General features: G+C 68.8%; 12 protein-coding genes. 2 read left to right on the top strand and 10 right to left on the bottom strand.

Annotation, left to right across the window (positions count from 1 at the left end):
* The 7 genes from HNR67_RS25270 to HNR67_RS25240 all read right to left on the bottom strand — a co-directional run bounded on the left by HNR67_RS25270 (position 1) and on the right by HNR67_RS25240 (position 10,402).
* Positions 1 to 1,548, bottom strand: coding sequence for a GMC family oxidoreductase (locus tag HNR67_RS25270; protein ID WP_221491006.1), 1,548 nt, complete (start codon positions 1,546 to 1,548; stop codon positions 1 to 3).
* Complete coding sequence (locus tag HNR67_RS25265) at positions 1,545 to 3,074, bottom strand: APC family permease (protein ID WP_185004702.1); 1,530 nt, start codon at positions 3,072 to 3,074, stop codon at positions 1,545 to 1,547. Before HNR67_RS25265 ends, HNR67_RS25270 begins: the two co-directional genes overlap by 4 nt.
* A gap of 68 nt (positions 3,075 to 3,142) precedes the next feature.
* Positions 3,143 to 4,615, bottom strand: coding sequence for an aldehyde dehydrogenase family protein (locus tag HNR67_RS25260; RefSeq protein ID WP_185004701.1), 1,473 nt, complete (start codon positions 4,613 to 4,615; stop codon positions 3,143 to 3,145).
* A 34-nt stretch (positions 4,616 to 4,649) separates the two neighbouring features.
* A complete protein-coding gene (locus HNR67_RS25255; RefSeq protein ID WP_185004700.1) occupies positions 4,650 to 5,840 on the bottom strand; it encodes an aromatic ring-hydroxylating oxygenase subunit alpha in 1,191 nt (396 codons plus the stop codon).
* A complete protein-coding gene (solA, locus tag HNR67_RS25250) occupies positions 5,837 to 6,979 on the bottom strand; it encodes an N-methyl-L-tryptophan oxidase (protein WP_221490045.1) in 1,143 nt (380 codons plus the stop codon). Before solA ends, HNR67_RS25255 begins: the two co-directional genes overlap by 4 nt.
* A gap of 19 nt (positions 6,980 to 6,998) precedes the next feature.
* Positions 6,999 to 9,437 carry a GcvT family protein gene (locus HNR67_RS25245; protein WP_312988004.1) on the bottom strand — a complete coding sequence of 813 codons (2,439 nt, stop codon included), beginning with the start codon at positions 9,435 to 9,437 and terminating at the stop codon, positions 6,999 to 7,001.
* A 176-nt stretch (positions 9,438 to 9,613) separates the two neighbouring features.
* Positions 9,614 to 10,402 carry an IclR family transcriptional regulator gene (locus HNR67_RS25240; RefSeq protein ID WP_185004699.1) on the bottom strand — a complete coding sequence of 263 codons (789 nt, stop codon included), beginning with the start codon at positions 10,400 to 10,402 and terminating at the stop codon, positions 9,614 to 9,616.
* 239 nt (positions 10,403 to 10,641) lie between these two features.
* Here HNR67_RS25240 and HNR67_RS25235 point away from each other — a divergent pair, with 239 nt between their 5' ends.
* Positions 10,642 to 10,959 (top strand): bifunctional 3-phenylpropionate/cinnamic acid dioxygenase ferredoxin subunit, encoded by a 318-nt coding sequence (locus HNR67_RS25235; RefSeq protein ID WP_185004698.1) that lies wholly within the window; start codon positions 10,642 to 10,644, stop codon positions 10,957 to 10,959.
* The gene (locus HNR67_RS25230) at positions 10,956 to 12,101 is read left to right on the top strand and encodes an NAD(P)/FAD-dependent oxidoreductase (protein WP_185004697.1); all 1,146 of its coding nucleotides are present in this window, start codon (positions 10,956 to 10,958) and stop codon (positions 12,099 to 12,101) included. Before HNR67_RS25235 ends, HNR67_RS25230 begins: the two co-directional genes overlap by 4 nt.
* Positions 12,102 to 12,903: 802 nt before the next feature.
* Here the strand turns inward: HNR67_RS25230 and HNR67_RS25225 are convergent.
* The 3 genes from HNR67_RS25225 to HNR67_RS25215 are packed head-to-tail and all read right to left on the bottom strand — an operon-like array spanning position 12,904 to position 16,380.
* Positions 12,904 to 13,662 (bottom strand): hypothetical protein, encoded by a 759-nt coding sequence (locus HNR67_RS25225; protein ID WP_185004696.1) that lies wholly within the window; start codon positions 13,660 to 13,662, stop codon positions 12,904 to 12,906.
* Positions 13,655 to 15,175, bottom strand: coding sequence for a vWA domain-containing protein (locus HNR67_RS25220; RefSeq protein ID WP_185004695.1), 1,521 nt, complete (start codon positions 15,173 to 15,175; stop codon positions 13,655 to 13,657). The genes HNR67_RS25225 and HNR67_RS25220 overlap by 8 nt, the downstream gene beginning before the upstream one ends.
* Positions 15,172 to 16,380 (bottom strand): hypothetical protein, encoded by a 1,209-nt coding sequence (locus HNR67_RS25215; RefSeq protein ID WP_312988001.1) that lies wholly within the window; start codon positions 16,378 to 16,380, stop codon positions 15,172 to 15,174. The genes HNR67_RS25220 and HNR67_RS25215 overlap by 4 nt, the downstream gene beginning before the upstream one ends.
* Between the last annotated feature and the right edge of the window lie 49 nt (positions 16,381 to 16,429).

Here is a 16,429-nt window from a genome sequence, read left to right as displayed (position 1 = left end):
TCAGGCCGCCTTGATCAGGTCAGCGCATTTCTCGCCGATCATCATGGTGGTGATGCACGGGTTGACGGTGACCAGGAACGGCATCACCGACCCGTCCGCCACCCGCAGCCCGTCGATCCCCTTGACCCGCAACTGCGGATCGAGCGGCGCCTGGCTGTCGCCGGGCGCGCCCATCCGGACCGTGCTGGAGGGGTGGTAGACGGTGTTGTGGGTGCGGCGGATGTAGTCGAGCAGTTCCTCGTCGGTGGTGTTGTCCGGGCCAGGGAACAGTTCCGGTCCGGCCCAGGCCGACATGGCGGGCTGGCCGACGATCTCGCGGGCCAGGCGCAGGCCGTGGGTCATCACGCGTTCGTCGTGCGGGTGGCTGAAATAGCGTGGGTCGACCATGGGCTTGTCCCGGAAATCCCTGCTGCGCAACCGAACCGTGCCCAGCGAGCGGCTGCGGGTGACGTTGGGAGTCAGGCAGAAGCCGTTCTCCGTGGTCGGGTAGCCGTGCCGCAGCGTGTTCATGTCGAAGGGCACCGAACCGTAGTGGAACATCAGGTCCGGCCGATCGAGGCCGTCCTCGGTGGTGGTGAAAATGCCGATTTCCCACCACTGGGTGGATTTCTTGGTCATCGGCTGCTTGGCCTGCCACTGGATCACGCCCTCGGGGTGGTCCTGCAGGTTCTCCCCCACCCCCGGCGAGTCCACCAGCACGTCGATCCCGTGCTGCCGCAGGTGTTCGGCCGGGCCGATGCCGGAGAGCATCAACAGTTTCGGGGTGTCGATGGAGCCACAGCTCACCACGACCTCCCGGCGGGCGTGCACCTGGAGGGTGTGCTGCCCGTCCGCGGCCAGGTATTCCACGCCGGTGCAACGCTTCCGCTCGTCGATCAGCAGCCGCTTGACCCGGACCCCGGTGCGGATCTCCAGGTTGGGCCGCTGGCCGATGATCGGGTGCAGGTAGGACACCGAGGAGGAGGCGCGGACGCCCTCCTTGGTGGAGTTGATCTGGAACCAGTTGGCGCCGTTGACCACCGTGCGGCCACTGTTGAACGGCGTGGTCGGGATCCCGGCCTGGGCACAGGCTGCCAGCAGTGCCGCGCCGCACGGGTCCTCGCCGGGCACGGTCATGATGTTGACCGGGCCGGAGCGGCCGTGGTGCTCGCCGGGCGCGTCGTTGGTCTCCAGCCGTTGGTACAGCGGGAAAACCTCCGCCGCGCTCCAGCCGGTGCAGCCCAGCGCCGCCCACTCGTCCAGGTCCTCCGCGGGTGCCCAGAACGCGATGCAGGAGTTGTGCGAGGAGCAGCCGCCGAGCACCTTGGCGCGGGCGTGCCGGAGGAAGGAGTTGCCGGTGGACTGGGGTTCGACCGGGTAGTCCCAGTCATAGCCCGATTCCAGCAGCGACATCCATTTGTCCAGCCGCAGGATCGCCGGATCGTCCACATCGGACGGTCCGGCCTCCAGCAGGCACACCCGCGCATCCGGGTTCTCCGAGAGCCGGGCGGCGACCACCGCACCGGCCGTGCCGCCGCCCGCGACGACGTAGTCGAACTCCTCCATCAGCGCACCTCCGGCACTGCGGCGGCCTCGGTCGGCGTGTGCGCGTGGTCGGCCAGCACCCCGCTGCGGTGGCGCTGGACGAACCAGTAGTACGCGAAGCCGACGAGCGTGACCGCCCCGACGAACAGGACCGCGCCCCACTGCAGGTACCAGTGGAACGGCGGGCTCGGGTTGTAGATGGCCTGTCGTGGCCACAACAGGTTCACCACCATGGCCGCGCCCCACAGGACCGCGACGATGTTGATCGGCAGCCCCCACTTGCCGAGCCCGAAGCGGGGTTCCTGACCCTCCACTGTGTCCAGTGGCCAGCGCCCGCGCAACCGGGCGATCAGCAGCGGCACGGTGACCAGCAGGTAGGCCAGGTAGATCAGGATGATCGCGATGCTGGTGACCACCGAGAAGATCTGCGGCTGACCGATGTTGACCATCAGGAAGGCGATGCCGAAGACACCGATGAGCAGTGCGGGCAGCACCGGGGTCTGGAAGCGCGCGCTCACCTTGGCCAGCTTCTGGCCGCCGGGCAGGTTGTTGTCCCTGGCCATGGCGAACATCATCCGGATCGCCGCGGTGTGCACGGCCAGCACGCACACCACGATCGCGATGGCCACGGTGACCAGGAAGATCTTGCCGACCACCGGGCCGAGCACGTCCAGCACGATGTACTGCAACCCGACCGTGCCGAGTTCCGGCGCGTTGATGTCGCGCACCGCCATCAGCGCGAACAGCAACAGCAGTCCGCCGATGAGGAAGGAGGCGATCACCGCGCGCAGGATGGACTTGGGCGCGTTGCGGGTCGGGTCCACCGACTCCTCACCGAGGGAGGCCGCGGTGTCGAAGCCGTACATCACGTACAGCGAGGCCAGCGAGGCGGCCAGGAAGGCGCCCATGTAGCCGAGCGAGTTGCCCTCACCGGTGCCGTGGGTCTCCAGCACCACCTCGGGTCCGCGCACCGCGAAGGCGGCCAGCACGATCACCATGATCACCGCGGCGATCAGCTCGATCAGCACGCCCGCGCTGTTGATCCGGGCCATCAGCCTGACCCCGCAGGCGTTGATCACCGTGGTGAACACGATCAGGATGCTGGCCAGGATCACCGCGTTGGTCGGGTTGTCCGGCACGAGCTGGAAGCCGTCCCAGATCTGCGGCAGCGTGATCTGCAGGGCCAGCGCGGTGGCGGCCACCGTGGTGGCGGAGGCGGCCAGCATCAGCCAGCCCGCCAGCCAGGACACGTGCGGGTTGCTGAGCCGTTTGGCCCAGTTGTAGATCGAGCCCGCGATCGGGTAGCGCGCGGCCAGTTCGGCGAAGCAGAGCGCCACCATGAGCTGGCCGACGAAGACCATCGGCCATGACCACCAGTAGGCCGGGCCGCCCTGGGCGAATCCCAGGTAGAACAGTTGGAACGTGCCGGTCAGGATGGAGATGTAGCTGATCCCGGCGGCGAAGGTGTGGAAGTTTCCGAGTGTTCTCTTCAGTTCCTGGCGATAGCCGAACTCCTGCAGTTCAGCATCGTCCGAGCGGACGGTCGTCATGGCAACCTCCGAGCGTGGTGGGAAGCGGGGATTCGGGCATGGGCCTCCGGTCATTCACCAGGGCAGGGTCACTCGCCGGAGAACCACTTCTGTGGCGCCGGCCGAAGGTTGTGCCAGATGTGCTTGGGCTCCCGGTACTCGCTGAGCCCGCTCGGGCCTAGTTCGCGGCCGATGCCGGACCGCTTGAAACCACCCCATTCCGCCTGGGGCAGGTACGGGTGGTAGTCGTTGATCCAGATGGTGCCGTGCCGCAGGCGCGCGGCCACCCGCTCGGCCCGGCCCGCGTCGCCGGTCCACACCGCGCCGGCCAGGCCGTAGTCGGTGTCGTTGCCGATCCGGATCGCGTCCTCCTCGTCGGTGAAGGTCTCCACCGTGAGCACCGGACCGAAGGATTCATCCCGCAGCACCGACATTCCGCTGGTGCAACCGTCCAAAATGGTCGGTGGGTAGTAGTAGCCGTCGGCCAGCGCCGGATCCTCGGGACGCTTGCCGCCGCAGCGCAGCACCGCGCCCTCGGCGATCCCGGCGGCCACATATGCCTCGACCTTCTCGCGGTGTGCGGCGGAGATCAGCGGGCCGGTCTCGGCGCGTTCGTCGAACGGGCCGCCGAGGCGGATCTTGTTCGCCCGTTCGACCAGGGCGTCCACGAACCGGTCGTGCCACTGTTCCTGGATGATCAGGCGCGCCCCGGCCGAGCAGACCTGGCCGGAGTGCAGGAACACCGCGGTGAGCGCGTAGTCCAGGGCGGTGTCGAAATCGCTGTCGGCGAAGACGATGTTCGGGTTCTTGCCGCCCAGTTCCAGGGCGACCTTCTTGATCGTGCCCGCGGCGGTGGCCATGATCCGCTGCCCGGTGGACAGGCCGCCGGTGAAGGACACCAGGTCCACATCGGGGTGCTCGGCCAGCGGCGCACCAGCCTCGGGACCGGCACCGAGGATGAGGTTGCCCGCGCCGTGCGGCAGTCCGGCCTCCACCAGCAGCCGCATCAGGATGATCGCGGTGCTGGGGGTCAGCTCGCTGGGCTTGAGCACGAAGGTGTTGCCCGCGACCAGTGCCGGGGCCACCTTCCACGCGGTCTGCAGCAGCGGGTAGTTCCACGGGGTGATCAGCCCGCACACGCCGACCGGCTCGTAGACGACCTTGCTGGTGGCGTCCGGGTTGCCGGTGTCGACCACCCGGCCGGCCTCGCCGGCGCCGACCGAGCCGTAGTACCGGAAGGTGTTGGTGACGTCGTCGATGTCGTACTCGGCCTCGACCAACCGCTTTCCGGTGTCCATGGACTCGGCGCGGGCCAGCGCGACCTTGTCCCGCTGGAGCAGATCGGCCACCCGGAGCAGCAGCTGCGCACGTTCGGCCGCCGGGGTGCGCGGCCAGGGGCCGGTGTCGAAGGCGGTGCGCGCGGCCTGGATGGCCAGCTCGGTGTCCGCGCGGCTCGCCTCGGCCACGGTGGCCACGACCGAGCCGTCCGCGGGGCACCGGATCTCCCGCCGGCCCCCCTGTTGGGAGTCCAGCCATCTGCCGCCGATGAACAGCTCGGCCATACAACCTCCTAGAGATGTCTGGCCGCTATCTAATTCAATCTTCGCGCTGAGCGCACGCTGAATCGCCGATCCCCGTCGCTTCGCTCGCCCTGGAGATGGGAGGGAAGTTCCCGATTGCCGCCTGAACCCACTGGTGAAACGCCCCGATGTGATGTTCGCTTGGCACGAGTACGCCACCGCCGCGGTAGGCACGGGAGGACATCGCGGGCTGGGTCCTCTCACATGCCTCGAAGTCCTGCTCGTTCACCCGGTGGAACAACTCGACCGAGCGCGAGACGTCCTTCCCGGCGGCCACCACCTCGTTGGTGTAGAGCCAGTCGCATTCCACCACCGTGCGGTCCGCGGCCAGCGGGAACATCCGGTGGAAGATGATGTGGTCGGGCACCAGGTTGATGAAGACCTGGGGTTTCACCGTGATCGCGTAGTAGCGCCGGTCCTGATCCTCCCTCAGCCCCGGCAGCGGGTCGAACCCGGGGCTGCCGTCCACGGTGAACCCTTGGATCTCCTCGCCGAACTCGGCGCCGTGGCCCACGTAGTACTGGGCGGCGTAGCCGTCGGCGAACTCGGGCAGCACCTCGGTGAGTTCGGGGTGGATGGTGGCGCAGTGGTAGCACTCCATGAAGTTCTCCACGATCAGCTTCCAGTTCGCGCGCACGTCGTAGACGATGCGACGGCCCACCGTCAACTGGTCGATGGTGTAGGAGTCGATAGCTGCCAGGGAACCCAGGCGTTCGGTGACCGCCTGTTGCACGGTGTCCGCAAAGGACGGTGGTTCCGGCGCGAGGCACACCCAGACGTAGCCCAGCCATTCCCGCACGTGTGCGGTGACCAGGCCGTACTCGACGCGGTCGATGTCGGGCATCTTGGTCAGGTTGGGCGCGGCGATGAGCTTGCCGTCCAGGTCGTAGGTCCAGGCGTGATAAGAGCATTGGAAATTGCGTTTCACCGCACCCTGTTCCTGGGTACAGATCCGGGCTCCTCGATGTCGGCAGATGTTGAGGAAGGCCCTGGGCTGCCCGGCCCGGTTGCGGGTGACGATGACGCTCTCGCGTCCGATCTGGACGGTGCGGAAGCTGCCTGGTCCGTCCAGATCGGACAGTCGGATGGCGCAGAACCACATCGTCTCGAACAGCTTCTCCTGTTCGGCGGCGAAGGTGGCCTGGTCGGTGTAGGCGCTGCCGGGCAGGGTGGCCAGCAGGCTCGGGGGCAGGCCGGTGGTGGTCACGGGGTCACCTCGGCGAGTCGCTCGGGACGGAACAGGTCGATGGGGTGCGCGGTCGTGCCGGTGAGGGCGAGGTCGGCCAGGATCTCGCCCACCACCGGCACGAACTTGAAGCCGTGCCCGGAGAACCCGCAGGCGACGGTGACCCGTTCGTGCGCGGGGTGGGTGGCGATGACGAAGTGCTCGTCGGCGGTGTTGGTGTACATGCAGGTGGCCGCGCGCTGGAACTCCCCGGGCAGGCTGGGGATGCGTGGCAGCATCTGGCGGCGCATGGCCTCGATCTCGTGCGGGTGCACGGTGCGGTCGATGGTCTCCGGGGTGCAGGTCTGGCCGCCGCGGAAGAAGGCGACCTTGGCGCCGCCGTCGGGTCCGTCACTGGCCGGGAAGCCGTAGGCCTGGATGCCGTCGGCGGCCTCCCAGATGTAGATGGGGTGCACCTCGGGCTGGAAGGGGGCGAGGCCGCCGGTGGGGTTGAACCAGTACTGGACCTGGCGTTCGATCACGAACGGGATGCCAAGGTCGGCGAGTAGTCGCGGGGCCCAGGCGCCGGGGCAGATCACCAGTTTCGCCGCGGTGTACTCCCCCGCCGCGGTCCGGACCCGGACACCGGTGGCGGTGCTGGTCCAGTCCAGGACGGGTTCGTGGTAGTGGAGTTCGGCGCCTGCCTTGTCGGCCAGGTCGAGGTGGGCGCCGACGGTGGCTTCCGGGCGGACGAAACCGGCTTTCTGCTCGTACAGCGCGACCTCGTCCGCGGCCGGGGTGAGGGTGGGGAAGCGACGGCGGATCTCCATCGCGTCCAGCATCTCGTGCGGCAGGTTCCAGGTCTCGGCGGAGAGTTTGCTGCCGGCGACGGTGAGGCAGTCCGGTCGGCCGATCATGACGCCGCCGGTGACCGTGAGCACGTCGCGGCCGGAGTCGTTGGCCAGCTTGTCGAACAGTTCGTAGGAGCGCAGCAGCAGCGGCACGTAGGCCGGGTCCTCGAAGTAGGACTGGCGGATGATCCTGGACCCGCCGTGGCTGGATCCGTTGCTGTGCGCGGGTCCGAAGCGGTCCAGGCCGAGCACCCGGCTGCCGCGCGCGGCCAGGTGGTAGGCGGCGGCGCTGCCCATGCCGCCGAGGCCGATCACGATCACGTCGTACATCGGGCTGATCTCCCTCACGTCACCGGCGGATGCGGGCCATCTCTGGGTCGAACAACGGTTCGGCGGCCACGGTGGCGTTGAGCCTGCGGCCGAAGTACTCGATCTGCACCGCGGTGCCGGGGGTGGCGGCTTCGGCGGGCAGCCAGGCGTAGGCGATCGGACTGTCCACTGTGTACCCGTAGGCCGCCGAGGTGACATAGCCGACCGGCTTGCCTTGGTGGAACACGGGTTCCTTGCCCAGGACGTTGGTGCTGCGGTCGTCCAGGGTGAGGCAGGACAGGCGGCGGGCTGGCTGTTCGGGGTCGAGTTTGGCCAGGGCGTCGCGGCCGAGGAACTCGCCCTTGTCCATGCGGACGGCGAAGGCGAGGCCGGACTCGTAGGGGTCGTGTTCGTCGGTCATGTCGGTGCCCCAGGCCCGGTAGCCCTTTTCCAGGCGCAAGCTGTTGAAGGCGCTGCGCCCGGCGGCGATCACCCCGTGTCGCTGTCCGGCCTGCCAGAGGTCGTCCCAGAGGCGCAGGCCGAGTTCGGCGCTGGTGTACAGCTCCCAGCCGAGTTCGCCCACATAGGACAGTCGCAGCGCGGTCACCGGGATCATCCCGACGTGGATCTTCCTGGCCCGGAAGTAGCCGAATGCCTTGTGCGCCAGGTTCTCCCGGACCAGTGGCTGGAGCAGGTCGCGGGCCAGCGGGCCCCACAGGCCGATGCAGCAGGTGCCGCCGGTGATGTCCTTGATCTGCACGGTGGGGTCGGTGTTCTGCCGCAGCAACCAGTCCAGGTCGAGGTTTCCGTTGGCGCCGACCTGGAAGTGGTCCGGGCCGAGCCGGGCCACGGTGAGGTCGCTGCGCACGCCGCCGGTGTGGTCCAGCAGCAGGGTGTACGTGACCGCGCCGGGTTTCTTGTCGAGCTGGTTGGTGGTCAGGCGCTGCAACAACTCCAGGGCGCCGGGGCCGGTGACCTCCAGGCGTTTCAACGGGGTCATGTCGTACATGGCCACGTGTTCGCGGGTGTGCCTGGCCTCGGCGGCGGCGATCGGGGACCAGTAGCGGGCGGCCCAGTCATCGCGTGCGGGCAGGTCGATGCCCTCGGCGAGGTGGGCGTTGGCCTCGTACCAGTGCGGGCGTTCCCAGGCCGTGGCCTCCAGGAAGTACGCGCCGAGTTCCTGTTGCCTGGGGTAGAACGGGCTGGTGCGCAACGGGCGTGGGTGTTCCATCGGCTGCAAGGGGTGCAGGACGTCGTAGACCTCGACGAAGTTCTGCGCGCCGCGGGCCTCGATGAAGTCCGGGCTGAGCTGGACCTCCTCGAACCGGTGCAGGTCGCACTCATGGAGGTCCAGCTCGGACTTGCCGTCGATGAGCCACTGGGCGAGTGCGCGGGCGACGCCGGCGGAGTGGGTGACCCAGACCGCCTCGGCCGTCCAGAATCCCTTGACCTCGCGGTGTTCGCCCAGCAGTGGGAAGCCGTCCGGGGTGAAGGAGAAGACCCCGTTGAAGCCTTCGTCCACTGTGGACGCTCCGAGGGCGGGCAGCAGGTCGACGGCGTCGGCCCAGGCCGGGTCGAAGTCGGCCTGGGTGAAGGCCAGCATCGAGGGCATCTCGGAGGCTTCGGGGCCGGGTAGTTCGTCCAGGCGGACCGGCATGGGGCGGTGTGCGTAGGAGCCGATGCCGATGTGGTCGGTGTGCTCGCGGAAGTACAGGTCGCGGTCCTGGTGGCGCAGGATCGGCCGGATGGCCTCGTCGGCGGGGTCGATGGTCCCGGCCAGTTCGGGCAGGGCCGCGGTGCGGACGTATTGGTGCGCAAGGGGAAGCAGCGGCACGGTCAGCCCGACCAGTGCGCCGATCTTCGGTCCCCAGAACCCGGCCGCGCAGACCACGATGTCGGCTGGGAAGTCGCCCTGGTCGGTGCGCACGCCGCTGACCCGGTCACCGGTGGTCAGGATCTCCAGCACCTGGTGGTGGGCCAGGAACCGCGCGCCGCGGTCGATCGCCCGGCGGGCCTGGGCCTCACCCGCGCGCAGGGCGCTGGCCAGACCGTCCTCCGGCACGTGGAAGCCGCCGAGCACCCGGTCCCGGTCCAGCATCGGCCAGAGTTTCAGGCATTCCTCGGTGTCCAGCAGGCGGGACTCCACGCCCCAGGCGGTGGCCCAGCCCTGCTTGCGGTGCAGGTCGGTCCAGCGTTCGGGGGTGGTGGCCACCTCCAGGCCGCCGACCTTGCGGAAGCACCACCGGTCGGCCAAGGTCAGCTGGTCGTACTTGCGCACCGTGTAGGCGGCGAAGGCGGTCATCGTCTTCGACGGATTGGTCTGGAACACCAGGCCGGGGGCGTGCGAGCTGGAGCCGCCCGCGGCGAACAGGGGTCCCTGTTCGAGCACGGTGACCGAGGTCCAGCCGCGTTCGGTCAGCTCGTCCGCGAGGGCGCAGCCCACGATCCCGGCCCCGATGACGACCACGTTCGGCTGCACGGCTCACTCCTCTCCGCCCGGTGGCGGGGTGGTGGATGGAGTTGCGTATTACGCATCGGGTTGTGCGATGCGAAACACGGTGCGGCCGTGCGGGCTCGCTTGTCAAGACCGGATCGCGCTGATGGCGCAGCGATGCCCAGTGAGGTGAACAGCCTGTAACAGCAACAGGATGCGGCTCAGGCCCAGCCCATCCGGCGGGAGACCTCGGCGCCGGCGGCGACCACCTGTTCGGCGACTTTCGGAAGTCGGTCCGGGGTGAGTCGATAGGACGGGCCGGAGACGCTGATCGCGGCGATCACCGCGCCCTCGTAGGACCGGATCGGGGCGGCCAGGGCGTTGAGCCCGATCTCCAGCTCCTCGACACAGGAGGCGAAGCCGCGTTGGGCGACGACGACCAGCTCCTCGCGGAGCTTGCGGGTGGAGGTGATGGTCGCGTCGGTGAAGCCCTCCAGGCGGCGGCCCAGCACCCGGCGCACCTCCTCGGGACGCATGTGCGCGAGCAGCACCTTGCCGCTGGAGGTGGCGTGCAGCGGGGTGCGCCTGCCGACCCAGTTCTGGCTGCTCACAGCGGCGGTGCCGCGGGCCTGGGTGATGTTGACCGCGGCCGCGGCCTCCAGGTCGGAGATCGCCACGTTGACCGTCTCGCCCAGGTCGTGGGCCAGCTCGACGCACACCTCGCGGCTTTCCAGGGTGACGTCCAGCCGGGCCGCGGTGGCCCCGGCCAGCCGGATGATGCCAAGGCCCAGGTGGTACTTGCCGCGGTCCTCGGTCTGCGCGACCAGTCCGCGATCCTCCAGCACGCCGAGCAGCCGGAACGCGGTGGACTTGTGTACGCCCAGCTCAGCGGCTATCTCGGTGACCCCGACCTCGCCCTCCCGGGCCAGGATCTCCAGCACGCTCACCGCCCGGTCGACGGACTGCACCGAACTCGCGGCGCGGGGTTCCCGGTCGCAATCGCTGGCCATGACCCCACGGTAACCACTCTGCCGAACGGACGCCGTCCGAACCGCGCAACGCGTTGGCAACACATTTCCCCGGTTTCGCCTCTTGACGGGAACCGGGATCGGGACCGACTCTGTTGCGCATAGCACATCGCGTCGCGCACTACGCAACAACTCAACCTCGCCTCGACGCCGTCCCGCCGGTCGCGTCGGACCGAGGAGCACCACTCCCCGAGCCGTCACACACCGCCATGGAGGGCGTGATGATCGCCGTCTGCCGCCTCAACGAACTGCCACCCGGAGAGGCCGTGCGGCTGCTCGCCGACGTGCCGGTCGCCGTGTTCAACGTCGATGGCGAGTTCTACGCCATCGACGACACCTGCACCCATCAGGACGCCAGCCTGTCCGAGGGTTACCTGGAGGGCTGCCTGGTCGAATGTCCGCTGCACGCGGCCAGTTTCGACCTGCGCACGGGCAGGCCGACCTGCCTGCCCGCCAAGAAGCCGGTGCGCACGCACCAGGTCAGCGTCGCGGACGGGGTGATCTACCTGCACCCGCCGGCCGAGCAGGAGGTGGCATGAGATCCGTCGCGGTCATCGGCGGCGCGCTGGCCGGTCTGTCGGCGGCCAGAGCGTTGCGGGATCAGGGTTTCCAGGGCCGGCTGACCATCATCGGGGCCGAGTCGCACCAGCCGTACGACCGGCCGCCGCTGTCGAAGAACTTCCTGCTCGGCACGATCGGCGCGGCTGATCTGGCGTTGGCGGAGGAGTCGGATCTGGCCGAGTTGCAGGCCGAGTGGTTGCTCGGGCAGAGCGCCAGTCACCTGTCGCCTGGGCTGGGTGCGGTGGAGCTGGCGGATGGGCGGCGGTTGCGCTGCGACGGGGTGGTGGTGGCGACGGGTGCGACGCCGCGGAGCTTGCCTGGGGCGGAGTTCCTGGCCGGGGTGCATGTGCTGCGCACGCTGGATGACGCGGTTGCGTTGCGGGCGGATCTGGTCGAGGGGTCGCCGCGGGTGGTTGTGGTGGGGGCTGGGTTCATCGGGGCGGAGGTGGCGGCGACGTGTGCGGCGTTGGGGTTGCACGTGACGATCGTGGAGGCCGCGCCGTTGCCGCTCGCGCCGGTGCTGGGGCGGGAGATGGCGGCGCATTGTCTTGGGTTGCACGCTGATCATGGGGTTCGGCTGATCTGTGAGGTCGGGGTTTCGGCGTTGCTGGGGCAGGGGCGGGTGACCGGGGTCGAGCTGAGTGATGGGCGGCGGTTGCAGGCTGATGTGGTGGTGGTCGGGATCGGGGTTCGGCCCAATACCGGGTGGTTGGAGGGGTCTGGGCTGGAGTTGGACAATGGGGTGAGTTGTGACGCGGGTGGGGTGACCCGGGTGCCGAATGTGGTCGCGGTGGGGGATGTGGCCAATGTGGGTGGGCGGCGGGTGGAGCATTGGACCAACGCGGCTGAGCAGCCCGCGGTGGCGGTGGCGAACTTGCTGGCGGGGCGGACTGTGCATACTGGGCGGGCCGCGCCTTATTTTTGGTCGGATCAGTATGGGGTGCGGATTCAGTTCGCGGGGCAGACCCGGCCGGGGGATCAGGTTCGGATTGCTGAGGGGGAGCTGGATTCTCGGAGTTTTCTGGCGATTTATGAGCGGGATGGGCGGGCTGTGGCTGCTTTGGCGCTTAATCGGGCTAAGCCGTTTACTCGGGTTCGCCGCTCGCTAGCGCCTGTCTAGGCTCCCTCGTCCCTCGCTCGGCGTGTTGGCTGTTGTGGGGCAAGAGCGACAGTCAAGGGCGTCCTCGCCGGACGGGCAGAAATCAAAGGATGGGGGGGAAGTCAAAGACAAGGGCAAAGAGCAGTGCTCGTACGGTTCCCCCATCCCCGTCAGCCCTCCGATACCAAACCACATCCCGGGCAAGCGGCCGGTCGCGTTGGTGTTGGTTCGGCGGCGGTTTGTGTTGCGGGCCGCTTGCCCGGGATGCGGTGTGTCCTCTCCAGGCTGACGGGGATGGGGGAACCGCTCGGGGAGTGTTGAAAAGCCACCCCGTCTGCTTGTCCTCGGGCTCCGCCCGGTCGCGGCGCGTTCGAACCGCCTAGCCGCAGCGTTCCCGGGCTACGCCCGCCTGCTCCCAACGCACACCGCTCCGGGCTTCGCCCGCCCACAACGGCCAACGTGGTGTACGAGAACGGCCAACACACCGTCCCATAACGGCCAACACGCGCGGAGGGTTGAAACCCTCGTCGGCGTGTTGGCCGTTCTCGTACCGCGTGTTGGCCGTTCTTGTACGGTGTGTTGGCCGTTCTCGTACGCCGGGTTGGCGCTTGTCGTACGCCGGGCGGGCGGAGCCCTGTCGCCGACTCGCCCGTCTTCCGGGCCCGGAACCGCCCGGCTGTCCCGCTCCGGGCTTCCTCCGCCCGGAACCGCCCGGCCGCCATGCCCCGGGCTACGCCCGCCGCCCCCAACTCCCACCGCTTCGCCGTCCCACAACGGCCAACGTGGCGTACGACAACGGCCAACACTCGGGTTGATCTTGGGGTTATTGGAAGATGGCGATGGGGAGGACTGTCAGTTCTTGGGTTTCTGGGTGCCAGGATTGGACTTTGCCTAGGCAGCGGGCTTGGAACCAGCCTTCGGGGACCTGGTCGTAGCGGAGGTCGTCTGGGTGGCAGTCCAGGCGCATGGTGGCTTCGATGGTGGTGGTTTCGGGGGTGCCGTAGGCGGCTTGGAAGGTGGCGGGGGCGCCGGTGCGGTTGAGGAGGCGGAATTGGCCTCGGATGGAGACGTAGCGGTCCAGGTGGCGGAGTGGGGTTTGCTGGGGGGCGTGGTCGGGGTCGAGGCTGGTCAGGGCGTTGGACAGGGCGGGGCTGCGGCGGATGGTGCCTCGGCGGAGGTCTACGTGGACTACGCCGTTGGCGGATTCCAGGGCTCGGAGGACGTCGCCGATCACTGCTATGGGTTGGTTTTGGGCTATGTAGCGGGTTACCACTTCGCGGCCGGCGCTGTGGTTGGCGCCCGCACCGCCGCGGAAGAGTTTGAGGCCGAACCAGCGGGATTTGGCTGTGTCCACCTTTTCCTGGACCTCCCGGCGTAGCGCGTCGCCGTAGCCGCCGGAGAGGTAGAGGTTCATCACCGACTTCTCGTGCAGGTAGAAGGCCAGGTCGGGGAAGGCGGCGGGGCGGCGGTTGGCGCGTAGGGCCAGGCCCAGGGTGATCAGCATGATCAGTAGCGCTACGGCGGTGGCCAGCCAGATCACCGCCCAGAAGCCCCAGACCGACCACCACAGTTCGTTATCCACAGCCCCGGATCTCCTTCACCGCCGCGAGCAGCGAGGTCTGGGCGGCGTCCACCATCCGGCCGCCGGTGGCCTGCGCCGCCCTGGTCAGTTCCACCGGATCGGCTGTGCCGAACCGGATCGCGTATGTGCGCACCGACTTTCCCTCGGGCGCGTGCTCCCGGTTGCGCAGGAAATCGGCGAGGCTGATGCCCGCGTTGTTCTCGCCGTCGGTCATCAGCACGATCGATGCCTCGCCCTTGACCGTGCGGTAGGCGTGGTCCAGCGCGGACCAGATCGCGGTGCCCTTGCCCAGTTCCTCGGTGGCCAGCAGGCGGTTCACCGTGTCCAGATCCCCAGGGCCGGACACGGTGACCGTCTTCTCCTCCAGCACCTGCCCGGCGAAGCGGAGCACGGTGATGGTCTCGCCGCGGTGGAAGCGGTCGAAGCCGCCCGCACCGCTCAACTCCTTGAACGCCGCCCGCAGTGCCTCGATCCGGCTGCCCGCCATGGAGGCGGAGAAGTCCAGCACGAACACCACCTGTCGTCCGGCTCCGCTGGTGGCCCGATCGTAGGCGGCGAGCAGGGTGTCCACGACCTCCTGGCGGTCCGGGAAGTACAGCGAGTTGCCGATCTCCGGGCGGAGTTGTTCGGTGCGGGACAGCGCGGGGTCTATGGGGCGCCGGGCGGTTCGTTCCATGATCAGCCGTTGCACCCGTTCGGACCGCAGCCACTCGGTCAACCGGTCGTAGGCGGCGCGTTTGTCGTTGTCCAGCAGGAGGAGTGGGTAGTCGGCTAGGACGATGCCGTCCCGTGGGTAGATCAGTTCCAGGGGTTCCTTGAGTTTTCCGGTGGTCTGGAGGGACAGCAGTACTGATTCGTAGCTGACGATCGCGTCCACCTCGCCCTGGCGTTTGACGTACTCCTCGGTCAGGGCGGGGGTGCTCTGCGCGGTGAAGGCGCGGCCGGTGAAGAAGCCGCGCAGTTTGTCGCAGGCCACGTCCTCCGGTCGCAGCGAGACTCCGGTGCCCGCGGCGGCGGTGGCCACCCCGATCAGCGCGGCCAGGCCGCTGCCGGTGATGTGCGGGTCGGCCATGCCGAAGCGGAACTCCCCCGCCGCGGCCCGCGCGGCCAGGTCCGCCCAGGTCGGCTGGCCGCCGGGCACGCTGTCCCGCAGTTTCCTGGCCTTGCTCGCGGGCAGGCCCACGACCAGCGGGGACAGCATGGTGCGGGTGGCCAGGGGGGCGGGGCCGTGAGTGCCGGTCTTGCGGGTGCGGAGCTGGAAGAACCGGTCGGAGGACAGCCAGGCCAGGTCGTGTTTGTACTGGCCGGGCGTCAGCGAGTTGCTGGCCTCGACCGTGCCGCGGTAGTCCATGGCCAGGTCGATGCCGGTGTCCTTCTTCAACTCGGCCAGCACCGGCGCCAGATCGGCCAGCTCGGAGCTGGCCAGCACGGACAGCGTCACCGGCTCGGGTCCGCTGCCCGCGCATCCGGCCACCAACCCGAGCACCAGTCCGGCCGCGAGCAGGCGCCTCACCGGGGCACCTCGGGGCACTCGCCGACCCGGGTGATCATCTTCTCCAGCAGCGGCACCGAGGGCAGGAAGGTCTCGGTGTCGCCGACCCCGGTCAGCGGCACCGGCAGCCCGCTGCGGCTGAGTTGTTCGGAGAGCTGGCCGTTGGACAGGGTGCCGTCGGGTTCGAGCACCCGCAGGCCCAGCGCCAGGGCGCGGGCACGCAGTTCGGGCAGGGTGGCGATCAGCTCGCCGAGCCTGGCCCCCTCGGGGGTGAGCGCGATCAGCTCGGGCACGGTCTGCAGCTGCGCCTCCGGGTAGAGCAGCACCCGCTGCTCGTCCAGGGCGCCGGTCTGCTCCTTGACCCGCATCTGGTGGGCCAGGAACTGGTGTTCGTAGATCACCGCCACCGGGGCCAGGCCGCGGCCCTCCGGCGCGAAGTACAGCCGGGCGACCTCCTCGTTTGCCAGGCCCTGGCTGGTCAGCCAGGGTTTGATCCGGTCTGCCAGCCGGAGCGCCTCGGTCTCGGTCACCGGGACCTGGTTGCCGTTGGCCACGAAGGCGATCAGCCCCAGGTACACCCCGGCCGAGTTGGACCAGCACACGTCCGAACTCTGCGCCAGCACCCGGTTCCCGTTGGGCAGCCCCAGATCCGCCCAGGTCCGCCGGTCCTCCATCAGCCCGACGAACTTGGTCACGTTCAGGTTGAAGTAGTACTCCTTGGCCACCTCCGGCCCCTGCTGGCCGGTGGCCGCCTTGCCCACCGTGGCCAGCTTCTCCGCGTAGCTCCGGAAGGTGGCCAGGATCAGCGGGCTGAAGAAGGGCTTGAACACCTTGAAGTACTGCTTGTCCCGCTGCCGCTGGTTGCGGATCAGCACCGCGGCCGGCTGGCCGGAGGGGAAGACGAAGTCGTAGCCGCTGACGTCGTTGTTCGCGATGTCCCGGGAGCCCGCCTTGGTCAGGTGCACCTGGAGGCCGTGCCGCATCAGGATCCGCTGCACCTGCGGGTCGGCGAAGAACTCCGCCTTCGAGGCCAGTTTGCCCTCCAGCACCACCGTCCGGTTGAACGGCAGTGTGGTGGTGCCGGAGATGATCAGCGTGATGGTGCCCGCGAGGGCGACCAGGGCGGCTGCCCAGAAGGGCACCAGGAAACGTCGTCGGCGGAAGGCCGACCGGGGCGGGTCGACGATGCGCAGGGCCGGATCATCGGTTGTCGTCTGGTTCGCCACCACGAACTCCCCCAAGGGATTGACGGTCCCGGCTGAGCGTCGTGCGACC

The organism is Crossiella cryophila, from assembly GCF_014204915.1.
GTDB classification, from domain to species: domain Bacteria; phylum Actinomycetota; class Actinomycetes; order Mycobacteriales; family Pseudonocardiaceae; genus Crossiella; species Crossiella cryophila.
Note: the sequence above shows the minus strand (reverse complement) of the source record. Positions and strands in the feature narration are given on the sequence as shown.

Coding starts and splice junctions, on each gene's coding strand:
- HNR67_RS25265 (WP_185004702.1), bottom strand. CDS start 3,074: ATGACGACCGTCCGCTCGGACGATGCTGAACTGCAGGAGTTCGGCTAT.
- HNR67_RS25235 (WP_185004698.1), top strand. CDS start 10,642: ATGATCGCCGTCTGCCGCCTCAACGAACTGCCACCCGGAGAGGCCGTG.
- HNR67_RS25240 (WP_185004699.1), bottom strand. CDS start 10,402: ATGGCCAGCGATTGCGACCGGGAACCCCGCGCCGCGAGTTCGGTGCAG.
- HNR67_RS25260 (WP_185004701.1), bottom strand. CDS start 4,615: ATGGCCGAGCTGTTCATCGGCGGCAGATGGCTGGACTCCCAACAGGGG.
- solA (WP_221490045.1), bottom strand. CDS start 6,979: ATGTACGACGTGATCGTGATCGGCCTCGGCGGCATGGGCAGCGCCGCC.
- HNR67_RS25230 (WP_185004697.1), top strand. CDS start 10,956: ATGAGATCCGTCGCGGTCATCGGCGGCGCGCTGGCCGGTCTGTCGGCG.